Source organism: Actinokineospora baliensis (assembly GCF_016907695.1).
Classification (GTDB): domain Bacteria; phylum Actinomycetota; class Actinomycetes; order Mycobacteriales; family Pseudonocardiaceae; genus Actinokineospora; species Actinokineospora baliensis.
The window spans coordinates 4,202,362-4,222,708 of sequence record NZ_JAFBCK010000001.1 but is presented as its reverse complement, the minus strand read 5'-3'; the positions used below and the strand labels follow the sequence as shown (position 1 = coordinate 4,222,708).

Here is a 20,347-nt window from a genome sequence, read left to right as displayed (position 1 = left end):
TTAGCGTGAAGGTATGAAGTTCGAAGTACGCCCCGCCCGCCCCGACGACGTCCCCGCCATCGGCGAAGTCCACGCCGCGTCCTGGGAGGCCGTGTACGCACCCCTGTTCGCCCCAGCGTTCGCGGAGGCAGGGGTTAGGGACCGACGGGAGCGCCAGCGGGCCTTGGACGGGCTGGTGGCCGCCCTAGCGGACGGACGGCTGCTGGCGTTCTCTTACACGATTCCGTCAGCAGAACGCGAAGGGTTCTTGGAGATCCTGAGCTTCTATGGGCATCCGGACGGGTGGGGCTCTGGCGTGGCGTCGGCTCTTATGGCGGGGACGGTCGCGGGGGTGGAGCGGGTGCACCTGTGGACGCTGCGGAACACGGAGCAGTCTCGGCGGTTCTATAGGAAGTGCGGCTTCGTGGAGACAGGAGCTTCCCGAACCCGCGACTTCGGGGACGGCCAGCCGTTGGCACAGGTGGAGTACCTACTGGTCCGAAAGTGAAGGCTTGTCGAAGGTGAAGATGCTTTTGCGGTAGTCGTCCTCGGTCCCGTACTCCGGGTGGATCTCCACGACGAAGTCCGGCAGTGGGCCTGCCGTGGGAGTGGTAGAACCCGGTTCTGCTTCCCAGTCAACCAGGTGGACGCGCACCGCGTAGCGACCGGCACGAATGGGGATCTCGTGGGACCCGCCGACATACGGGCCGATGTTCTCGAGGCCGCCCAAGGACAGGGTTCCTCGGGAGATCAGCAGGTACGGGTCGGAGGACACGACGGTGTACCTCTCCTCCCGCACGCTTCTGGCGCCTTCACGGACGACGATCTGGAAGGAGCCGTCTCCGCCTACGTTGAGCGGCACGAAGGATCCCTCACCGATGTGCCGTTGCAGCACATCGACGTCCGAGACCACATCCTCCCAGGTGCCCAGGTCCGACACGTCCTCGAACCGCTCCGGCTGCCACAGGCCGCACATGCCCGCCCCGGTGGCGACGAGGTACGTGCCTTCGAACGGCGGGACGCTCACGGCACGCGTGCGGCGGTCAACTGGCCCGCGAAGGTGTTTTCGACCAGGACACCGGTGTCGGGCGAATAGATCCAGAACTCGGCGGAAGTGGCGCTGATTTCGGAGAGGGACTGAGCGAAGAGGTCTGCCGCCATCAGCACGGTGGGGACCACGACCAGGCTCCAGATGATCACCACGTGGTCGCCCAGGATGTCCAGCCACTGGGGCATCGCGGTGTCGAAGTCGGTGGTTGCCTTGCCCAGGACCAGTTCGGGGTCCACAGCAGCCCAGTCGATGGTGCCGTCGCGGTGGTGGGGGAAGCGGTCGAGGCTTTCGGTCTGGTAGCGGTGGTGCTGGGCGAAGTCCAGCAACTCCACTCCGGCGCGGCCCACCCAGAGGAGGCCGTTGTCGGCCCGGGTGAGGCGGACCAGGGAGCGAGGTAGGGAGGCGGGGCGCGTCCCGTAGGCCGTTTCGATCGTCACTGGTTGCCGCCTAGGATTCGGGCGAAGTCCGCCTCGGTGCCGTCCCAGGGGATGGCCCACTTCTGGGCGGAATCCCCCTTGCCGACCTCAACGTTGATGTGCGGGCCCTTCACCGGGTCGTAGTCCAGCCTCATGCGCTTGAACTCGCCGTTGACCCGGGTGGTGAACCCGACCGCGTTGCCGTACGTACTTGGCGCACTGGCCAAGCGGCCGTGGTAGACCTCGCGGGTGGCGGGGTCGATCTCCCCCATCAGCTCCAACGCCCTGTTCCGCGCCCGTTCGAAGGTACCCGCCGATTCAAGAACGACCTCCTTGCAAGGGTTTGCGTTGTGGACCAGGACGGGAGAACTACCGGCGAGCACATAGTACGTGTGGACGTCGGCGATGGTCAGGTCGTAGGTGCGGGCGGCCATCGCGTGCTCGCGGGTGGCGGCGACTTTGGCGTCTTGGCCCGGGGACTGGAGGGTGGTGCCGGGGGTCAGGTCGTCGGCGCGGAGCCAGGTGGCGGTGGTGGGGTCGAAGAACAGGTGGTGTTCGGTGACGACGATGTCGCCGGTGGTTGTGGGGGTTGTGGCGGTGATGGTGACGAAGCGGGTGTCTTTGTCGGTGACGTGCAGGTCAGTGACGGGGTGGGGTTCGAGGGTGTCGGTGCCGGGGGTGGAGTTGGCTACGACGTCGCCGACCTGGACTTCTTCGATGGGTTTGGTGGTGCCGTCGGCCATGAGGACGCGGGTGCCCGCGACGAAGCTGTGGCAGAGGCCCTTGGTGAGGACTCGGGTGGTGGCCGACTCCGTGGCGGTCTCGGCGGCGGACTTGGCCGCGGTGCCGACGAAGCCGTCGATCCGTTTGCCGACCTTGCCCGCGAGCTTGCCGAAGGGGACGAAGTCGAGCCACATCGTGTAGCAGGACGAGGTGTCCCCGGTGACGCACTTGTACACGCCGTAGCCGGGGAGCAGCGAGAGGAGCACCTCGCGGTCTACTTCGAGCAAGCCCGCGTTGTGAACCTCCCGGCAGAAATCCTCCGGGCCGCCGGTGAACCCGCCACCGCCGCACATGTTCTTGGCCCAGTCGGCGACCGCGCGCAGGTACTCGCCGTCGTTGTAGTTGTGGCCGCGGATGCGTTTGCGCAGCTCGTCGAACGTCGGGACGATGACGCCCGCGATCTTGGGCTGCTTGGTGCGCTCCTTGTTGCGGCCGGAGACGACGTCGTCGTGGACGACAGCGGCAGCGTTCTGGTTGGTCAGAGTAGAAGTCGTGTACTCGAGACCGATGTTGTCGTAGTCGGCGATCAGGCCGGACGGGTCGCTGGCCGAGGTCGGGTTGTTGTTGACGTAGGCGTAACCGGTCCACGATTGAGGGTCGCCGACGTCGAGGACCGGGTCGACGGAAAGGAAGCGGCCCAGCGAAGCGTCGTACTTGCGGGCGCCGATGTCGGTGAGGCCGGTGCCGGGGTTGACCGGCTTGTTCAGGAAGCCGTGTTGGGTGACCCACGGCGGTTGCGGACCCCGCGCCTCGCCGAAAGGCGTGGACTGGCGCCAGGTCGGCGTCTGCCCGGTGTTGTTGAGCGACAGGGTGCCGGTGCCGTGGCGGTCGGTGAGCTCGAACCGGTAGTTGGTGCCCGACCCGGTCCGCACCGCCTGGCCGCCCGCGGGCAGCGCGTAGAACCTGGTGCCGGCGACCGCGTTCGTGGCGGTGTCGAGGACGAGTTCCTGGAACGGCAGGTACAGCGTCGTCTTGCCGGGGTCGCGGCGGATCAGCTGGTTGCCGTCGGCGTCGTAGACGTACCTGGTGGCGCCTGCGGTGGTGGTGACGGTGTCGAGGCGGCCGCTGGTGTCCCAGGTGAGGGTCTGGTTGCCCGACGGGAGGGCGCGGCTGGTGGTGTTGCCGGTCGCGTCGTAGCCGTAGCTGGTGGAGCTGGTGCCGCCGGGGCCGGTGGTCGCGGTGCCGGTGAGGCCGTGCGGCCGGACCGCACCGCCCGCCGGGTAGGAGTAGGTGGTCGTGGTGTCGGCGGCGCCGGAAAGGCCCTGCTGGATCTGGGAAGTGCGGTCACCGACGGCGTTGAACGCCCAGTTGGTCCAGTACGTCGATGCCGCGCCCAACGGATTGCCGACGGTGGCGCCGCCGTTGGTCGACGGGTCCGCGGCGCACAGATCTGTCGCGGTCCAGGCCTGGCTGAGGCGGGCCAGGCTGTCGTAGCGGTAGCACTGGGTCTCGGTGGTCGTGTTGTTGCGGGTCGACTTCTCCCGCGTGAGGTTCCCGGCGAGGTCGTAGGCGTACTCGGCCTTGTCGATGATGCCGGTGTTGTTGGCGTACGTGCGCTGGGTCAGCGCGCCGGTGTGGTCGTCGTAGCTGAAGGTCAGGTCGCCGATGTTGCCGGTGGGCGTGATGTCCACATAGGTCGGTCGACTGTAGGCGTCGTACCCGGTGCCACTGGCGTACCCGGCGACCTGGCTGCCGAGACCGGACAACAACTCCATGTTGGTGTAGGAGTAGGCCAGGTTCTCCTGGGGCAGACCGCCGCCCGCCGGGAGCAGGTCGTAGGTCGGCCTGCCGAGCGTGGCGTTGTACTTGTGCGTGAACTTGTACGTGGTGCCGAGCGCGCCCTCACTGGTGGGGATGACCACCGTGGTGTCGAGACGCGAGCCGAAGACGGTGAAGCCGGTGGTGGTCTTCGTGGTGTACGCGTTGCTGTTCACATAGGACGTTGACGAGGTCAGTCTTCCCTTAGCGAAGGGGAGACCACCCGGGCCGCCGTCGTACTCCCACGACGCCAACAACGGGGACGCGGACGTGGGCCCGTCGTACTGCGCGGTCCTGCGGTTGAAGACGTCATAGGCGTAGCTGACGGTCGCACCACGCGCATCGGTGCTGGAGCTGAGGTTTCCACCGGTGTCATAGGTCGATGTAAGCGTGCCGCTGTCCGGGTCGGCGGACGACACGACCTGGCCGAGAAGGTTGTAGCCGGTGGTCCAGGTGTTGCCCGCGGGATCGATCTTCTGGTGCGGTCGACCCAGTCGGTTGTAGGTGAACTGGGTGGTCTGCTTGGTGCCACCCGCCACGGTCGGACGGCTGGAGAAAGTGTTGGGCGGCAAGGTCACCGCAGGCGCGGTGGTGTACTGGTCGGTAGCGACAGGTCGGCCGAGCGCGTCGGTGACCGAGGCGTTGACGACACCGCCGGTCGACGGGATGGTGGTCACCCGGTCGCCGCCGTAGACCGTGGTGGTCTTCTCGACGTCGACCGCGGCGCGCTGGGACACCGCGACCACGGGGCGACCGAGGCCGTCGAAGGTGTAGCGCTGCTGGCTGAGGATCTGGTTGTCGGGGAAGCCGACCAGGGTTCCGTTCGGAGTGGACGACGAGTCCCAGTACGGGGCGTTGCGCTTCACGACCCAGCCGTGGGAGTCGTAGAAGGTGTTGGTCAGCAACCGACCGCCCTGCGGAGTGGGCGACTGGGTCTGCCGTTCCCGCAGCAGCGAGTCGTAGATGGCGTACTGGGTCTGGTAGGTCTCCTCGTTGGTCAGCTTGGACGAGGTCACCACCGAAGGGGCCGTCTGGGAGAGCGCGTAGCTGAACTTCGCCGTCGCGAGCGCGGTCGTGGGGCGGTTGGCGGTCCACACCCCGGTCACGCGCCCGAGCGGGTCGTACTGGGTCGTGGTCGTGACGTTGTTGACGTCCTTGCCCTCAACGGGAAGTCCCCGGGCCGGGCGCACGGTCGAGGACACGGTGTGGCCGAGCGCGTTGGTCGCGAGCGTCCCGGTGGTCAGCCCGCCGACCATCGTGTACGCGGTGGTGAGCTTGCCGCCGCGGCCGTCGTACGACTCGGTCGGGCGCCCGTAGAAGTCGTGGACCGTTGCTGTGGTGGTCTGGTAGGCGGGCACTCCCCCGCTGTAGCCTGCGGCCGCGCGCACCACAGAGAGATCACCCCTGGTGGGCAAGGCTTGCGGCCAGGTCGGGGTGGCGGGCTGTGGCCATGTCTGGGCGAGAACCGGGTTGTCGTAGAAGTTCCGCGTGTTGCTGATGACGTCATCGGGCCGCACGACCCCTGTGGGCGCGGCGAGGGCGTTGACCTGGGCCGGGGTCGGGGCCGACGTCGTGGGGGCGACACCGCCGCACGGCTTGGCGATGACGTCGGTCTCGGCGACGAGTCCGACGATGTTGAGTGCCGTGTTGGCGGGGGCGTAGGTCACGGAGGTGCAGGTGGCCTGGTCGGTGCGGGAGACGTCGCCGTGGTCGTGGGTGAATACCAGCAGGCCGGTCACCGGGTCGTAGGTCTGATCTGTCTGGGTGACGCGCCAGGTCGGTGTCGCGCCGGAGTAGATGGCTTGGCGCGTCCAGGTTTCGGTCGTTCCGGTGTGGGTGGCCGTCAAGGCGGGCAGGCCCGTGCGGGTGCGGGTGGCCCTGGGCACGGACACCCAGTACGACGAGATGGTGGAGGACTCGACGGGGCCGCCGTCGCCGAGGTAGGTGGTGCTCTCCAGGGGCTGGCCCGCGAACCGCGGGTCGTCGACGTGAGCACCGCCCTGGGAGTCGGTGAGGGTCACCGACCGGGTGCCCGAGGGCAGCGTGTCGCCGTGCATGCCTTGGTAGTAGACGGTTTCCGCGAGGGTCTGGGGTTGGCCGACCTGGCCGGTGCGGACCTGGACCTTCTGGTAGCCGCGCCATTGGCCCCAGGTGCGGTCGGCGGCTTTGACGAGCTCGTTGTCGTCGTAGTGCCAGGCGGGGCCGGTGTAGGTGTAGCTGGTCAGCAGGCGTTCGGAGGTGACGCCGCCGGTGTTGTCGGACTGACTGACCGCAGCGACGGCGTACTTGTGGAACCAGTCGTTCTGCGGGGTGCTGTAGCCAGGCGGCGTCCACTTGACCGGGAAGCACCGCGAGCCGTTGGCCGACGGCGTCGTGGACACGGGCCAGGTGCAGTCGCTGATCGGGGTGTAGGAGACACCGAAGCTCGCGCCGGTCTGGGTGGTGATGCCGCTGATCCGGTACCGGGTGAACGGGACCAGGCCGTCGTTGGGGTCGTCGACCCGGTTCGGGTAGGCCTGACCGGCGAAGGTCACGGTGGGCAGGGTGATCGGGGTCGTCGAGCCGCCGCCGGTCGTGTCCTGGGCGGTGCGGGTGATGCCCGAGAGCCACAGGGTCGCCGGGGTGGTGTCGCCGGTCGCCGGGAGTGTTTGGGTGAGCGCGAACGAGTCAACCGGGCGGTACTGCGCGGTGGCGGTGTCGTACTGGCGCGTCGAGATCGTGGTCAGCCGGACGGTCGACCAGAACGACGGCGCCTTCGGGCCGCAGGTGGCGCCTGATGCGCAGTTGAGGTCGAACGGGACGTCGGGCCAGTTCGCGGCGGTGGCGGCCGAGAGCGGGGCGCAGGTGCCGGTCAGGCAGCGGTCGCCGGTGGTGAACAGGACCTGGTTCGGGACGGTGCCGTAGGCGTTGCCGTCGGTGAAGCCGTAGTCGATCCGGTCCAGGTGGCTGTCGCGGATGTAGGGGACGTTCGCGGCGCCGTTGTTCTGGCCGTAGTAGTTGGTGTCTTGCTTGTAGTAGTAGGACATCGCGTTCTGGTGCACGTCGACCACGTAGTCGAGGTTCCAGCGGTACCCCATGGTGCACACCGACGACGCGAACCCGGCGGCGTTGTAACAGGGATCGCCGGGGTGGGAGGAGAAGACCGGTGTGCTGTCGACGGAGTTGGTGGTCGGCTTGCCCGCCGTCCAGCCGGGGAGTTGGTTGCGGCCGAACAGGAACACGGTTCCGGTCTGGTCGGTCACCTTCCAGTACTCGGTGTTGTAGGTCCCCGAACCGTTGCCGCTGCCGGTCACCCGGGTGACGACGGTGCCCGGCTCGGAGGCGGAGACATAGACGCCCTGGGCGGCGTCCCAGATCAGCGAGGTGGTGGCGCCCTTGAGCGACATGGTGAGGATCTCGCCGGTGTAGCAGCGGTCCTCTGTGGACACAGAGGACGGCGAGCCGCCCGGCGAGGACGAACACGAGGTGTACGTGCGCTCGATGAACGACGACGGCGAGGACCAGCCGTCGCCGACCCAGGACGCCTGGGACTGGGTCGCGGCGGTCTTGCCGTCCACCGAACCGGAGTCGTAGGACAAGGAGACCGTCGGGATCAGGGTCGAGGCGGCGGGCGGAACGGGGACCGGGTACTGGTAGGTGAACGAGCCGCTCTGGGTGCCTCCGGTCCAGGAACCCTCCGGACTCAGGGAGGTGGCGGTGAACGAGCCCGCGCCGGAGGACGACGACGCACCGCTGGTCAGGGCGAAGACCGCGGGCTTGCCAACCGTGGTGGTCACCGACTTGGAGGCCGCCTCGTTGGTGTGGGCCAGCGGACTCTGCGCCCGACAGGCCGGGCGGTCGGGCGTGGTGAGCACGCAGTCGGGGAGTCCGACGAGCCGCAGACGGGCACCGAAGCCGCCGCCCGCGGCCGAGTCGAAGCCGGAGTAGTCGACGCCGATGGTCACCGCGTCCTTGACGGCGGTCGTGGGGGTGACCGCGACGAGCACTCCGTCGACTCCGGCTTTCGCCGCCAGGTCACGGCCGAGGACTCGGACGTCGACGGCTCCTGGGGTGGCGCCTGCGGTGTCGGTGGCCGCCCACACGGGCGTTCCCGGGGCGTACACGCGGGTGCGCGAGCCTGCTGTGCGATCGCGGCCGTCGGTGAGCGGTTTCGCGAGTGCGATCGACGCCGAGGTCGTTGTGGGCCAGGACGTGGCCGGTGCGGCGGCGGACTTGCCCGCCGCGTCGGCCAAGCGCGGCGGAGTCGAGGCGATGGGCGCGCCACCGGTGACCGACCTGGTGTACGAACCCGGCGAGGGCTCGCCGCTCGCGGAGCCCGGCAGCGCGGCGACCCCGGAGAGCGCGGTCGAGGTGACCAGTACCGGGATCAGCACACGCACAGAGAAGGTCAACCCGCCCACACCAGCCTCACTCCCCAGGTGCCGGGAACGCGGACGCCCGGCAGACCGGCGTGAACTCTGCCATATCCGGCGGCGAAGACAATGGCCGACAGCCACGACGCACGTCACATTGATCTCACCCGGACAGCGCTATTTCCAGGACACCACAGCGCATATATTCGCCGCGCTCGCGACATCCCTGCCTGCGAAGGAACACCCGTTGCACAGAACAGCCCGGCGGTGGCGACGCAGATCGCCACTACCTTTCATCTTCGCATTCTCCCTGGTCATGGCCCTGCTGAGCATTCCACCGGCCGCCGCGGCGACCGAACAGACCGGACAGGCGGCGAGCCAGGGGGAAGTGGCGCTGATTTCAGCCTTGACCCGTGCCCGATTGAGCGGACAACCGGTCGTGGCCACCGCGGCAACCGATTCGACAAGTCAGACAATCGCCAACCCCAATGGCACGCTGACAAAAACGACATCGTTACGACCGGTCCGCACAAAACGCGATGGCAAATGGGTGAACCTCGACGCGACACTCCACCGCGGTGGTGACGGCGCGTACCGCCCGAAGGCCGCGGCCGCCTCGGTGACCCTGTCCGGCGGTGGTCCCGGCCCGCTGGCGACGATCGCGAACCGCGGGCAGAGCCTGGCGTTCACCTTCCCGGTCGCCCTCACCGCGCCGACGGTGGTGGGCAACACGGCCACCTACCCGGAGGTGCTGCCCGGGGTCGACCTCGTCGCGTCGGTCAGCGAGCAGGGCGACTTCGCGCACACGCTCGTGGTCAAGACCCGGGCCGCGGCGGCGAACCCGGCCGTGGCGCGGCTGCGGGTGTCGATCGACTCCCCCGGCCTGACCCTGACCTCGTCCCCCGACGGCAGGCTGACGGCGGCCGACGCCAGCGGCCGCGCCGTCTACACCACGCCACCGGCGACCATGTGGGATTCGGCCAAGGGCACCAAGTCCGCCGCGAAGGCCTCCACCGCGGCCGAACCGGGTGACCTCGCGCGCGTCGCACCGGTCTCGGTGGTGGCCAACGCGGACGGGTACGACCTGGTCCCCGACCCCGCGCTGCTGGCGGACCCGGCCACCACCTACCCGGTCATGATCGACCCGACGTTCGTGCCGAACAGCTGGGGCGCGACCGCGGACTGGACCGAGGTGGAGAGCGGTAAGCCCACCTACGCGGGCTGGCACCAGACCGGGCCCGCGCAGATCGGCTACTGCGGCTTCGGGTACAGCACCTGCAAGGGCATCGACATCACCCGCTCCTACTTCCAGTGGGGCATCACCCCGCTCTACGGCGCGACCATCCTCTCCGCGGAGGTCAACTTCGTCCCGCAGTACTCCTACGACTGCAACTCCCAGGTCGCGCTGGACCGGACCGGGGCGATCTCGCCGAGCACCAACTGGAACACCAAGCCCGCCATCCTGAGCACCGTGGCGCAGAAGGCCACCTGTACGGGCACCTTCGGCAACAGCGTCACCACGCAGGTCCAGTCGGCGGTCACCAACCGAACCGGTGTCATCACCTTCGGGCTGCGCGCCGTCGACGAGGGGACCTCCAGCGCCGGGTGGAAGAAGTTCACCCAGAACAACGCCAGCCTCGTGGTCACGTGGGACGTCACCCCGGCCACGCCGGTGACCCCGTCCACCTCCCCGGTCGTCCCCTGCACGACGACCGCCCCGTACCCGGTGATCGGCAAGACCGACCTCTACCTCGGGGTGCAGACGCTGCGCGCGTCGGACAACATCACCAAGGCGCTCACCGCGACGTTCTCGATCAAGCCCGTCGCCGACCAGAACCCCGATCCGGCCATCGGCGGCACGCAGCGCCAGGTCACCGTCAACACCGGTGACTGGGCGACGACCGTGCTCCCCCAGAACACGCTGCCGCAGGGCAGCTACCGGTGGACCACCCGGGTCACCGACGGCGCGCTCACCTCGGGGTGGTCGCAGGAGTGCCGGTTCACCCTCGACCTGAGCGTGCCCGCCCAACCGCTGGTCACCTCGACCGACTACCCCGACGGGACAGCGGGCAAGCCCGTGCGCACTGCCGGGACCTTCACGTTCGCGCCGGTGGCCGGGGCGACCCAGCCTGCCTGGTACCGGTACCAGCTCAACGGCGGCACCGGGATGAACGTCCCCGCCACCAACGGCTCCTGGACCGGCACGATCACCCCCACCAGGGCGGGCACCAACACCCTCACCGTGCAGGCCATCACCGCCGCCGGGACACCCAGCCCGATCGCCGTGCACCACGTCATCGCCACCGCGCCCACCACCCCGGACCGGGAAGGCGACCTCAACGGCGACGGCAAGGCCGACATCCTCACCCCCGGCGGAACCGGGGGAACGGCGGCGGGCCTGTGGCTGAGCCCAGGCAACGGAGCGGGGGGCGTCGGCGTGTCGACCAACCTCGGCATCCGCGGCCGGTTGGACATGACCGAGAGCCCGCAGGACTGGACCGGGGTGGTCGTGGCGACCGGGCAGTTCGGCGGCACCGGCATGCAGGACGTGATCGCGACGGCGGCCAACGGGATCACCAAGTTCTACCTCAACTCCGGCGACGGGACGCCGCTGGTCCCGACCACGGACCGGGTGTTCTCCCTGGGCGGCGACCGGTTCGCCACCCCCGACTTCGCCGACCTGATGACCGCGCCGAGCCAGCTCACCGCGATCGGCCACCTGCCGCAGGGCAGCGACCAGAGCGGCGGGTCGGCGTTCCCCGACCTGATCGCCGTGGTGGCCGTCGGCGGGCAGCACCAGCTGTGGTGGTTCGAGCACTCCCCCTACCCGGGCGGCTACCAGCCCGCGGTCGTCCTCGACTCGAGCACCGACTGGTCGACCAAGACCATCGCGGGCACCCAGCACCAGGGCAAACCCGCTCTGGTGGTACGGGACAACGCGACCGGCCAGGTCGTGCTGCACCGGACGAACTGCGTCGTGGACTGCTGGGACACCAACTGGTTCGTCGACTCGACCACCACCGTCGCCCGGTCGGCGAGCACGGCGCTGACCGCAGCCTCGGCGCCGTTCATCGTCAGCAACGACGCCACCAACGACACCAACACCGACCTGTGGGCGATCACCGGCACGGGAGCGGCGTCCTTCGGTGCCGGGTCCAGCGCGCACACCTTCGCCGCGCCGAGCGCCGCGGGAACGGTGCTACCGCCCGCGAGCGCGAACCTGCGGTCGTTCGGTGCCATCCGGTGGCACAACTCCGACACCGGGCAGGACCAGACCGACGTCTACGCCGGCACCCCAACCGGTCAGCTGCTGCTGTTCCAACCGCAGCAGTCCGGCATCCTCGGCGCCCCCAAGCAGGTCGGCTCCGCGGGCTGGCAGTGGCTGACCCCGTTCGGCATCGCCGACTGGGACCACGACGGCTACCCCGACCTCATCGCCCGCGACGACAACACCTGCGCCGAGCTCGTGTACCGGGGCTCGCCGACCGGGTTCGCCCTGCCCGTCCAGGTCGGCGTCGGGTGGTGCGGCTACACCCCGTACGGCGTCACCGACTGGAACCGCGACGGCCACTTCGACGTCATCGCCACCAACTCCAGCGGCACGCTTCTGGTCTACCCGGGCGACCTCACCGGCGGCTTCGCGCCCTCGACCCAAATCGGCAACGGCTGGAGCGCCGACCTCACCCCGTGGGGCATCGTCGACTTCAACGGGGACGGCCACCAGGACATCGTGACCCGCTACATCCCCACCAACACCCTGCGGATGTACCCGGGCGACAACACGGGTACCGGCAACGGGGCGGGGGTCACGGTGGGCGCGGGCTTCAACGGGACAACCTTCTTCGGCTTCGCGCGCTGGCCGGGCTCCACGCACACCTCGCTGCTCACCCGCTTCACCCCCGGCACGGTCAAGCGCTTCACCACCGACGGCGCAGGCAGCTGGTCCAACGGCACCGGCGTCGTCACCGCGACCGGCTGGTAACCCTTCCGGGTTCATGGCCCTGCCCCGATGCTGTGGTGTCAACGCCATGGGCATCGGGGCGGCGGCCGGGAACAGTCGCGAGTGGACATAGGGCTACGTTGCAGGAGGATGGCGTGCGGGTGTTGGCCGTGCTGGTCGCCGGTGTTGTGCTCTCGGGCTGCGGGGGAACCACCGGCGAACCGGCTCCAGTCGTGACCACTTCACCGAAGGCGTACACCAGTGCGGGACTGGTGAAGGCGGCGTTCGTGGCCGAGGACCTGGTGGACGTGGGGGTGCCGAAGCCGGAAGGGGTGACCGACGCGGCGCTGCTGGCCGGGTGCGCGGGGAGCGAACCGGTGGCGAAGATGGTGTCACTGTGGACACTCACGGACACCAAGGTGAACGTGCTGCAGTCGGTGGAATCTTACGACGACGCGGGCGGGCTGGTGGCGGGGCTGCGGTCGGAGGTGCCTGACGCTTGTCTGCTCGGGGAGGGCGGGAAGTGGTCTACTGGGCCTATCTTGCCCAATCTGGTGGATATCGATGCTGCTTACTCGTGGTGCTACATCCGGGTGGATGTGCAGGGGTGTGGGGCTGCTGCGGCGCGGGGGAATGTGGTGACGGTGGTGTTGGTTGAGGGGACGCCGTTGGAGGCTGAGCTGGGGTATTGCGGGAAGGTGGTGGCGCGGCTGGTGCCGGTGGCGGTGAAGGCGTTGGGGCGGGTGTAGGGGGCTGCAGTCGGGGCTGTCGCGGCTGTCGCGGTTCGCGCACGGCTGTCCACAAGGGGGGTGGTTGTCCACAGGTGCTTTCTGCTGCGCCCGATGTGTCGGTGTGCCTCGGTAGGATGTGAATCGGGGGCGCTTGAATGGGTTGATCTTGTGGGGGCAAGGGATTTGTTGCCTTCGCCTTCGGCTTCGGGGGTCGGCTCGCCTGCGGCATTGCGCTGGATCGCGGGGTGTGGGTGTGCTCGATGGGGCGAACTCGGTTTGCGCGGGGCCCCTGCGCCACCCGTGGCAGGACCGCAAAGCTGGGGCCGAAAAGCATGGCCCTGTCCGCGCACAACGCTACGACTGCCGCCACCCCACGCAAAACAGGTCCGCCCCATCGAGCATCTGGGTGGGCGGCTTCCGGGGGCGGTGGTGAGGCTGGCGGGGGTGGCCCGGGGGGCTGGGTTGGCACCGGCGGCTTCGGGGTCGGCTCGCCTGCGGCATTGCGCTGGATCGCGGTGGCGTGGGTGTGCTCGATGGGGCGAACTCGGTTTGCGCGGGGCCCCTGCGCCACCCGTGGCAGGACCGCAAAGCTGGGGCCGAAAAGCATGGCCCTGTCCGCGCACAACGCTACGGATACCGCCACCCCACACAAACCAAGTCCGCCCCATCGAGCAGATGGCACCTCGGGTTCCGAGTGTCCAGTGGCCGAGTTGGGTGGGACGGCTCGGGGGGCTTGGCGGGCACCGACGGCTCCCGGGAGCGGTGGTCGGGCTGGCGGGGCTGGCTCGGGGGGGTGGCACCAGCGGCTTCGGGGTCGGCTCGCCTTCGGCATTGCGACCCGGTCCGTGGTGGGTTGGGTGTGCTCGATGGGGCGAACTTGTTTTGCGCGGGGCCCCTGCACCAGCCGTGGCAGGACCGCACAAGCCGGGGCCGAAAAGCATGGCCCTGCAGCGAGGCAAGGCTACGACTGCCGCCACCCCACACAAAACAAGTCCGCCCCATCGAGCAGTTGGGTGGGCAGCTTCTTGGGGCGGTGGTCGGGCTGGCGGGGCTGGCTCGGGTGGCCGGGTTGGGTGGGCTGGCTCGGGGGCCTGCGGCATGGGGCGAGATCGTGATCATGGAATACCGTGTGGGCATGACCATGGATGACTGGTTGGCTGATACTCGCAGGTCTTACGACACGGTGGCGGGCAGTTATGCCGATCAACTGCGTGGCGCCATCGGTGGTGATCCTTACCTTCGCGCTGCTCTGGCGGTGTTCGCCGAACGTGTGCTGGCTGCGGGCGGTGGGCCTGTTGCGGACGTCGGCTGTGGGCCTGGGCATGTCACTGCCTACCTGCGGGGGCTGGGGATCGACGCCTTTGGGATTGATCTTTCTCCGGGGATGGTCGACGTGGCGCGGCGGGGTTATCCGGGGGTGCGGTTCGAGGTGGGCTCGATGACGAACCTGGACCTGCCCGATGCTTCGGTGGTGGGGGTGCTTGCTTGGTGGTCGTTGATCCACATCCCCGACGACGAGGTGCCTGGGGTGTTCGCGCACTTCCGTCGGGTGTTGCGCCCAGGGGGGCCGTTGCAGGTCGGGTTTCACGTTGGTGACACCACGCGGTTGAAGACCGAGGGGTATGGCGGCCACCCGATGGCGGTCCACGTCCACCGCCGTCAGCCGGACGAGGTGGCTTCTTGGTTGCGTGACGCCGGGTTTGAGGTCGAGGCTCGGTGGTTGTGCGACCCGGACGAGCTGGTTCCGCAAGCGTTTCTCTTCGCTCGCCGCCCTTCCTGAGTTCCACAGGGGAAGGCCCCGCGGTCGGTGGACCGCGGGGCCTTCTTCATGTGGTCAGGTCAGCAAGTGCCCGCGTCCTGCCACACCGCCCACGAACCGGGGGCTCCGGGCTCGGCGCCGGTGGAGTACCAGGTGGACTTCCACTTGTGGCCACCGAACGACACCTCGTCGTTGGGGACGTAGGAGGTTGAGGCGCTCCACTCGGGGAGGCCGCCGCAGCCGCCGGGGTTGCCGCCGGTGATGGTGAGGGTGAAGGTGGCCGAGTGCGAGGCGGTGCCTTCGCCGGTGACCGTCACCGAGTAGTCGCCGGGGGTGGCGTCGGCGGTGGTGGCGATGGTGAGGGTCGCGGTCTCGCCGGAGGCGATCGACGACGGGGTGAAGGTGGCCGTGGCGCCGGACGGGAGGCCGCTGGCGGACAGGTTCACCTTCTGCGAGCCGCCCGCGGTGATGGCGGTGCCGACGGTCGTGCTGACCGAGCCGCCCGCGGCGGTGCTGCCGCTGGTCGGGTTCAGGGCCAGGGAGAAGTCGTCGGCCGGGGGCTGGCCGCCCACGGTCAGGTTGTAGGTCACGGTGTGCGAGGTCGCACCCGCGCCGCGGACCGTGATCGGGTAGGTCCCGGCGGTGACCCCGGACCCGACCGAGATGGTCGCCGTGGACGACGCGCCGGACTGCACCGACGCCGGGTTGAACGTGACCGTCACGCCGTTGGGCTGGCCGGTGGCCGACAGGGCGACCGTCTGCGCGCTACCGGAGGTGGTCGCGGTCGACACGGTCGTGGTAGTGCTCCCGCCCGCCTGCACGGTGCCGGAGGTGGGGTTCAGCGAGATGCTGAACTCGTTGCCGGGCTGGCCGGTGCAGGTGGGCTCGCCGGACTGCGCGGGCAGGGTGACCGCGTTCCAAGCGGCCTTGACCGCGTTGTACTGCGCGCACGTCGGGTCGAGGTTCTTGGCCGCGGTCAGGGTGGCGACGCGGTACTTGGCGTAGGACATGCCGGAGGTCTTGAGCAGCATCGCGTTGTAGAAGATGCGGCCCGCGGCCTGGATGCCGATGCCGGTCAGGGTGCTGCTGTTGCAGGTCGGGCTGGTCGGCTTGCCGCCGCCGGGGTTGGTGCCCTCGGCGAGCAGGTAGAACCAGTGGTTCATCGGGCCTGCGGCCGCGTGCACCTCGGTGTTGGGGATGGCGCTGGAGTAGCAGTTGGGGTCGCCGTTGACCAGCGACGGGTTGGCCATGTTGCGGATCGGGCCGCGGCCGGTCAGGTTGACCGACTCCCCCACCGTGTAGTCGGGGACGTCGTAGGGCGAGGGCTCGTTGGCGTAAGCCTCGGTGAGCGCGCCGAAGATGTCGCCGGTGGCCTCGCCGAGGCCCGCCTCGCGACCCGCGCCGCCGGGGGTGTACTGGTCGATCGCGTGGCCGTGCTCGTGCGCGGAGACGTCGATCGAGGCGATCCACTGGTTGGCCTGGTTGCGGCCGATCTCGATGTGGTCACCGGTCCAGTAGGCGTTGACCTGGTTGAGGCCGACCTGGACCTGCACGCCGCGGCCGTTGCCGTCAATACCGTTGCGGCCCAGCCAATCCTTGAGCATCCCCCACTGCTTCTGGGTGGAGAACAGCACGTCGACGCAGCCGGTCTCCTTGCTGGTGGCCTGGCCGTTGCCGAAGGAGTTGTTGGCCTTGGTGAACGGCTGCTTGGTCGAGTAGTCCACACAGGACAGACCGGGCCTGGTGCTGTCGACGGTGCTGTTGTTGCTGGTGTCGATGGTCAGCGGGTTCGGGCCGTTCCACTGGGAGGTGCCGGTGCCCGCGCGCACGTCGTCGACCGAGTCGACCACGGCGCCGCTCTTGGCATCGACGTAGACGTGCAACCGGGTCGGGACACCGTCGGCGCGGCTGCCCGCCACGACGGTCTCGTAGACCAGGGTGCCGTGGCCGCCCGCGAAGACCGCCAGGGTGGTGGACTCCACCTTGTCGACCTTGGCCACCTTGGCGCGGGCGATCTTCTCCGCCTGCTGCGCGGTCAGCTTCGCCTTGGTCGACACGGCGAGACCACCGCGGTTGGCGGCGACGGTGTCGAGGGTGTTGCCCGCGGCGTCGGTGGCGACCACGGCGTCACCGCCGACGACCGGCAGCCCCTTGTAGGTGCGGTCGTAGGAGACGTAGTACAGGTCCTTGCGGCCGGGGATGCCCCCTTGGTAGACCGCGCGGCGGGTGAACTGCTCGTCGGGGCCCTTGGCGAGGGCGTCGAGACCGGACGCGGCCGCCTTGTCGGCGGCGGCGACCGCGAGCGCCACCGGGGATGGCGCCGCCTGGGGCGCGGGCTGGGCCGCGCCCGCGGCGCCGGTCACCGCGTACACGGCGAGGGTGGCCGCGCTCGCGGCCACCACGAGGGCAAGGGTGCGTTTCACACCAAACTCCTCTGGCATGCAGGGAATACCGAAGAACTCGGACGGCCAATGTATGGACCGGTTCATTCCAGCGTCAACAAATGCCGTCTTGTCCCCAATTGCCAGAGGATTTATTCGGACTAATCGGCTGGATTACCCAGAATTCCCGGGAATCCATTAACGGGACGATCGAAATTGCCTTTGCGCGGCCTATGGCTTCGCTTTGGCGAACTTTTACCTTGAGCCGCGAAGTGTGTGGTGTGGATGATCGTCGCGGTGGGTACCACTGGGGCGTCCATGAGCCGTGCGCCGCGTGTTAAGCAGCAGCACGCAGGCCATGGAAGACCGCCCGCCGGGTCGCCGCGACCCGGCGGGCGGTCGCCGGGACCTAGTCGAGGAGGTGGTGGCGGTCGATGAGGGTCGCCGCCAGGTCGCGCAGCTTGACGTTGATGTTCTGCGAGGTGCGGCGCAGCACGTCGAAGGCCATGTCGGAGTCGATCCGGCGGCGGGCCATGAGGATCCCCTTCGCCTGCCCGATGACGTCTCGGCTGTCGAGGGCTTCGCGCAACTGCTCCACCCGCAACTGCTCGCGGGTGACCCCCTCGGTCATCGCCAGCGCCAGCGAGGCGTGCGTCGCCAACAGCAGCAGCGCGTCGCGGTCAGCCTCGTCGAAGGCTCCGGCCTCGCGGGAGTACACGTTGAGCGCGCCGGAGAGCCTGGGCGCGCGGACCTCCGGCAGCAGGGCCACCGAGGCCAGCGCGCGGAACCCCAACCGCGCGGCGGCGGGGCCGAAGCGGGGCCACCGGGTGTCCGACGCCAGGTCGAGGCTGTGCGCGGCGGCCGGGCCGTCGGGCAGGGCGCACTCGACGCAACAACCCTCGCCGAACTCGTACTGCAACCGGTCTAGCTCCACCGCCACCAGATCGGTGCTCACCGGGGTGTGAAACCCGCCATCCGGTGCACGCAGCGTCACACTGACCAGGTCACCGCCCACCACGTCCTTGGCCGTCACCACGACCCGCTCCAAGACGTCGGCCAACGACCCCGCCGCGAGCAGGTCCTGGGTCAACCCCAGCATCTGCTGCGCCAACCCCCCGGCGTCATCCACTCCACCAGCCACGCGCACGCCCTCCAACGCCATCCATGCGACCCGCGACCCACCATGGGCACGGCGCTGGCTGCTCAACGCGGAGTCGTCCCGAGGATCCTAGTCGGGCGGCGACCGGAGCGGTCGCGCTCCCGGCGGTGGCGGTGGTCCGACGCTGGTCGCACCGTTCGCCCGCCGCGAACCCCACCCACCAACCCCCCGACTGCCCCCACCCCGCTCAAGATCAACCCCCCGCCGGGAGCCCGCCCACCCGGGGTTTGGGGTCCCACGTTTGACGATATCGGGCGGGGCGGGTTGTCAAGGGAGCGGTGAGTGGGCTGGGGATGGGGGGGTGGGGTTGTGGACAAGTCGGGGGAAATGGGCGGGAAGCGCGTGGGGACAGGGCCCGGCGAGCCAAGCCGCGAGCGGGGCAGGGCGGCCGAGCTGGAGGGGCAGGCGGGCGGGCAAGTGGGCAAAAGCAGCGAGCCGGGGGCAAGCAGGGCAGACCGGACCGGGCAGGCCGGGCGAGGCCGGGCAGACCGGGCCGGGCAGGGCAGGCCGGGCAGGGCCGGGCAGGGCCGGGCAGGGCAGGGCCGGGCAGGGCAGGGCAGGGCAGGGCCGGGCAGGGCCGGGCAGGGCCGGGCAGGGCCGGGCAGGGCCGGGCAGGGCCGGGCAGGGCCGGGCAGGCAGGGCAGGGCCGGGCAGGGCCGGGCCGGGCAGGGCCGGGCAGACCGGGCCGGGCGAAGCAGCGCAGGCCGGGCAGCCGAGCTGGAGGGGCGGGCGGGGCAAGTGGGGGCAAAAGCAGCGAGCCGGGGGCAGACAGGGCGGGCCGAGCGGCCGGGCGAGGCAGGGCAGGCCGGGCCCGGCGAGGCAAGCCGCGAGCAGGCAGGGCGGCCGAGCTGGAGGGGCAAGTAGGGCGAAGCAGCGAGCCGGGGCAAGCAGGGCCGAGCGGCCGGGCGAGGCAGGGCAGACCGGGCCGGGCCGGGCCGGCGGGTCAGGCGGGCCGGGCAGACCGGGCCAGGCGGGTCAGGCGGGCCGACCGGGCGAGGCAGGGCAAGCAGGGCCGAGCGGGCCGGGCGAGGCAGGGCGGGCAGACCGGGCCAGGCGGGCCGGGCGGGCGAGCCGGGGCAAGCAGGGCCGAGCGGCCGGGACGGGCGGGCCGGGCGAGGCAGGGCAGGCCGGGCCGGGCGGGCCGGGCGGGCGAGGCGGGGCAAGCAGGGCCGAGCGGGCCGGGCGAGGCAGGGCAGACCGGGCCGGGCGGGCCGAGCGGGCCGGGCGAGGCAGGGCGGGCAGGGCAGACCGGGCCAGGCGGGCCGGGCGGGCGAGGCGGGGCAAGCAGGGCCGAGCGGGCCGGGACGGGCGGGGCGGGCGAGGCAGGGTGGGCAGGGCAGACCGGGCCAGGCGGGCCGGGCGGGCCGGGCGGGCCGGGCGGGCGAGGCGGGGCAAGCAGGGCCGAGCGGGCCGGGACGGGCGGGGCGGGCGAGGCAGGGTGGGCAGGGCAGACCGGGCCAGGCGGGCCGGGCGGGCCGGGCGGGCCGGGCGGGCGAGCCGGGGCAAGCAGGGCCGAGCGGGCCGGGACGGGCGGGGCGGGCGGGGACGGGCGGGGCGGGCGAGGCGGGGCGGGCGGGGCGAGCGAGGCCGCTCCGGGGGGTGGGGCGGAGGGATAGGCGGAAGCGGGCTGGGGTAGGTGAGGTGGGGCAGGAGACCGAGCACGACGAAGAGCGGACCCCGTCGGGGAGGAGCGTTGTGCCGGGCGAGGGGGGTCAGGCGGCGACGGGGAGGGCTTGGCGGGCGGTGGTGGCGAAGTGGGCCACGGCGGCGGGGGTGGGGCGGGGGGTGGGGCCCAGGTCCCGCAGGATGATCAGGTCTTCGCCCGAGTGGGTCTCCACGGCCAGGGACCAGCCGTGGTGGGGGGTCCAGAGGAGGGCGGCGGCCCGGGTGGGGTGGGTGGCCACTCGGCGGTCCAGCCAGAGGTAGGCGGTGTCCTCTTCGAGGATGACCGACTCGGGCCTGACGCCGACCTCGGCGGCTACCTCGGCGAAGTAGGCGAGGTGGGCGGAGGGCTGGAGTGGCGGGGTCACGGAGTGGC

General features: G+C 70.3%; 10 protein-coding genes. 4 read left to right on the top strand and 6 right to left on the bottom strand.

Features of this window, described 5'->3' with window-relative positions; translation table 11 throughout:
- Positions 1-13 precede the first annotated feature (13 nt).
- Positions 14-487: a GNAT family N-acetyltransferase gene (locus tag JOD54_RS19525; protein WP_204451907.1), complete on the top strand. Its 474-nt coding sequence runs from the start codon at positions 14-16 to the stop codon at positions 485-487.
- On the opposite strand, the gene JOD54_RS19520 is transcribed toward JOD54_RS19525, so the two are convergent.
- The 3 genes from JOD54_RS19520 to JOD54_RS19510 are packed head-to-tail and all read right to left on the bottom strand — an operon-like array spanning position 470 to position 8,360.
- Entirely contained in the window at positions 470-1,006 is a 537-nt protein-coding gene (locus JOD54_RS19520) for a hypothetical protein (RefSeq protein WP_204451906.1), read from the bottom strand. The two genes, JOD54_RS19525 and JOD54_RS19520, sit on opposite strands and share 18 nt — an antisense overlap.
- Complete coding sequence (locus JOD54_RS19515; protein ID WP_204451905.1) at positions 1,003-1,467, bottom strand: CDI toxin immunity protein; 465 nt, start codon at positions 1,465-1,467, stop codon at positions 1,003-1,005. Before JOD54_RS19515 ends, JOD54_RS19520 begins: the two co-directional genes overlap by 4 nt.
- Positions 1,464-8,360 carry an RHS repeat-associated core domain-containing protein gene (locus JOD54_RS19510; protein WP_204451904.1) on the bottom strand — a complete coding sequence of 2,299 codons (6,897 nt, stop codon included), beginning with the start codon at positions 8,358-8,360 and terminating at the stop codon, positions 1,464-1,466. Before JOD54_RS19510 ends, JOD54_RS19515 begins: the two co-directional genes overlap by 4 nt.
- A gap of 529 nt (positions 8,361-8,889) precedes the next feature.
- Between JOD54_RS19510 and JOD54_RS35650 the strand changes: the two genes are divergently transcribed.
- The 3 genes from JOD54_RS35650 (at position 8,890) to JOD54_RS19495 (ending at position 14,790) form a co-directional block, all read left to right on the top strand.
- Complete coding sequence (locus JOD54_RS35650; protein ID WP_204451903.1) at positions 8,890-12,321, top strand: FG-GAP-like repeat-containing protein; 3,432 nt, start codon at positions 8,890-8,892, stop codon at positions 12,319-12,321.
- Positions 12,322-12,434: 113 nt separating this feature from the next.
- On the top strand, positions 12,435-13,028 hold the full coding sequence (locus JOD54_RS19500) for a hypothetical protein (protein ID WP_204451902.1): 594 nt from the start codon (positions 12,435-12,437) through the stop codon (positions 13,026-13,028).
- 1,117 nt (positions 13,029-14,145) lie between these two features.
- Entirely contained in the window at positions 14,146-14,790 is a 645-nt protein-coding gene (locus JOD54_RS19495; protein ID WP_204451901.1) for a class I SAM-dependent DNA methyltransferase, read from the top strand.
- A 59-nt stretch (positions 14,791-14,849) separates the two neighbouring features.
- Here JOD54_RS19495 and JOD54_RS19490 read toward each other — a convergent pair whose 3' ends face one another.
- The 3 genes from JOD54_RS19490 to JOD54_RS19480 form a co-directional block, all read right to left on the bottom strand.
- On the bottom strand, positions 14,850-17,192 hold the full coding sequence (locus tag JOD54_RS19490; RefSeq protein WP_307860174.1) for a M4 family metallopeptidase: 2,343 nt from the start codon (positions 17,190-17,192) through the stop codon (positions 14,850-14,852).
- 367 nt (positions 17,193-17,559) lie between these two features.
- Positions 17,560-18,312: an ANTAR domain-containing protein gene (locus tag JOD54_RS19485; protein ID WP_204451899.1), complete on the bottom strand. Its 753-nt coding sequence runs from the start codon at positions 18,310-18,312 to the stop codon at positions 17,560-17,562.
- 1,709 nt (positions 18,313-20,021) lie between these two features.
- Positions 20,022-20,339, bottom strand: a complete 318-nt coding sequence (locus JOD54_RS19480) for a DUF6292 family protein (protein WP_204451898.1) — start codon at positions 20,337-20,339, stop codon at positions 20,022-20,024.
- Between the last annotated feature and the right edge of the window lie 8 nt (positions 20,340-20,347).

Coding starts and splice junctions, on each gene's coding strand:
- JOD54_RS19525 (WP_204451907.1), top strand. CDS start 14: ATGAAGTTCGAAGTACGCCCCGCCCGCCCCGACGACGTCCCCGCCATC.
- JOD54_RS19495 (WP_204451901.1), top strand. CDS start 14,146: ATGACCATGGATGACTGGTTGGCTGATACTCGCAGGTCTTACGACACG.
- JOD54_RS19485 (WP_204451899.1), bottom strand. CDS start 18,312: ATGGCGTTGGAGGGCGTGCGCGTGGCTGGTGGAGTGGATGACGCCGGG.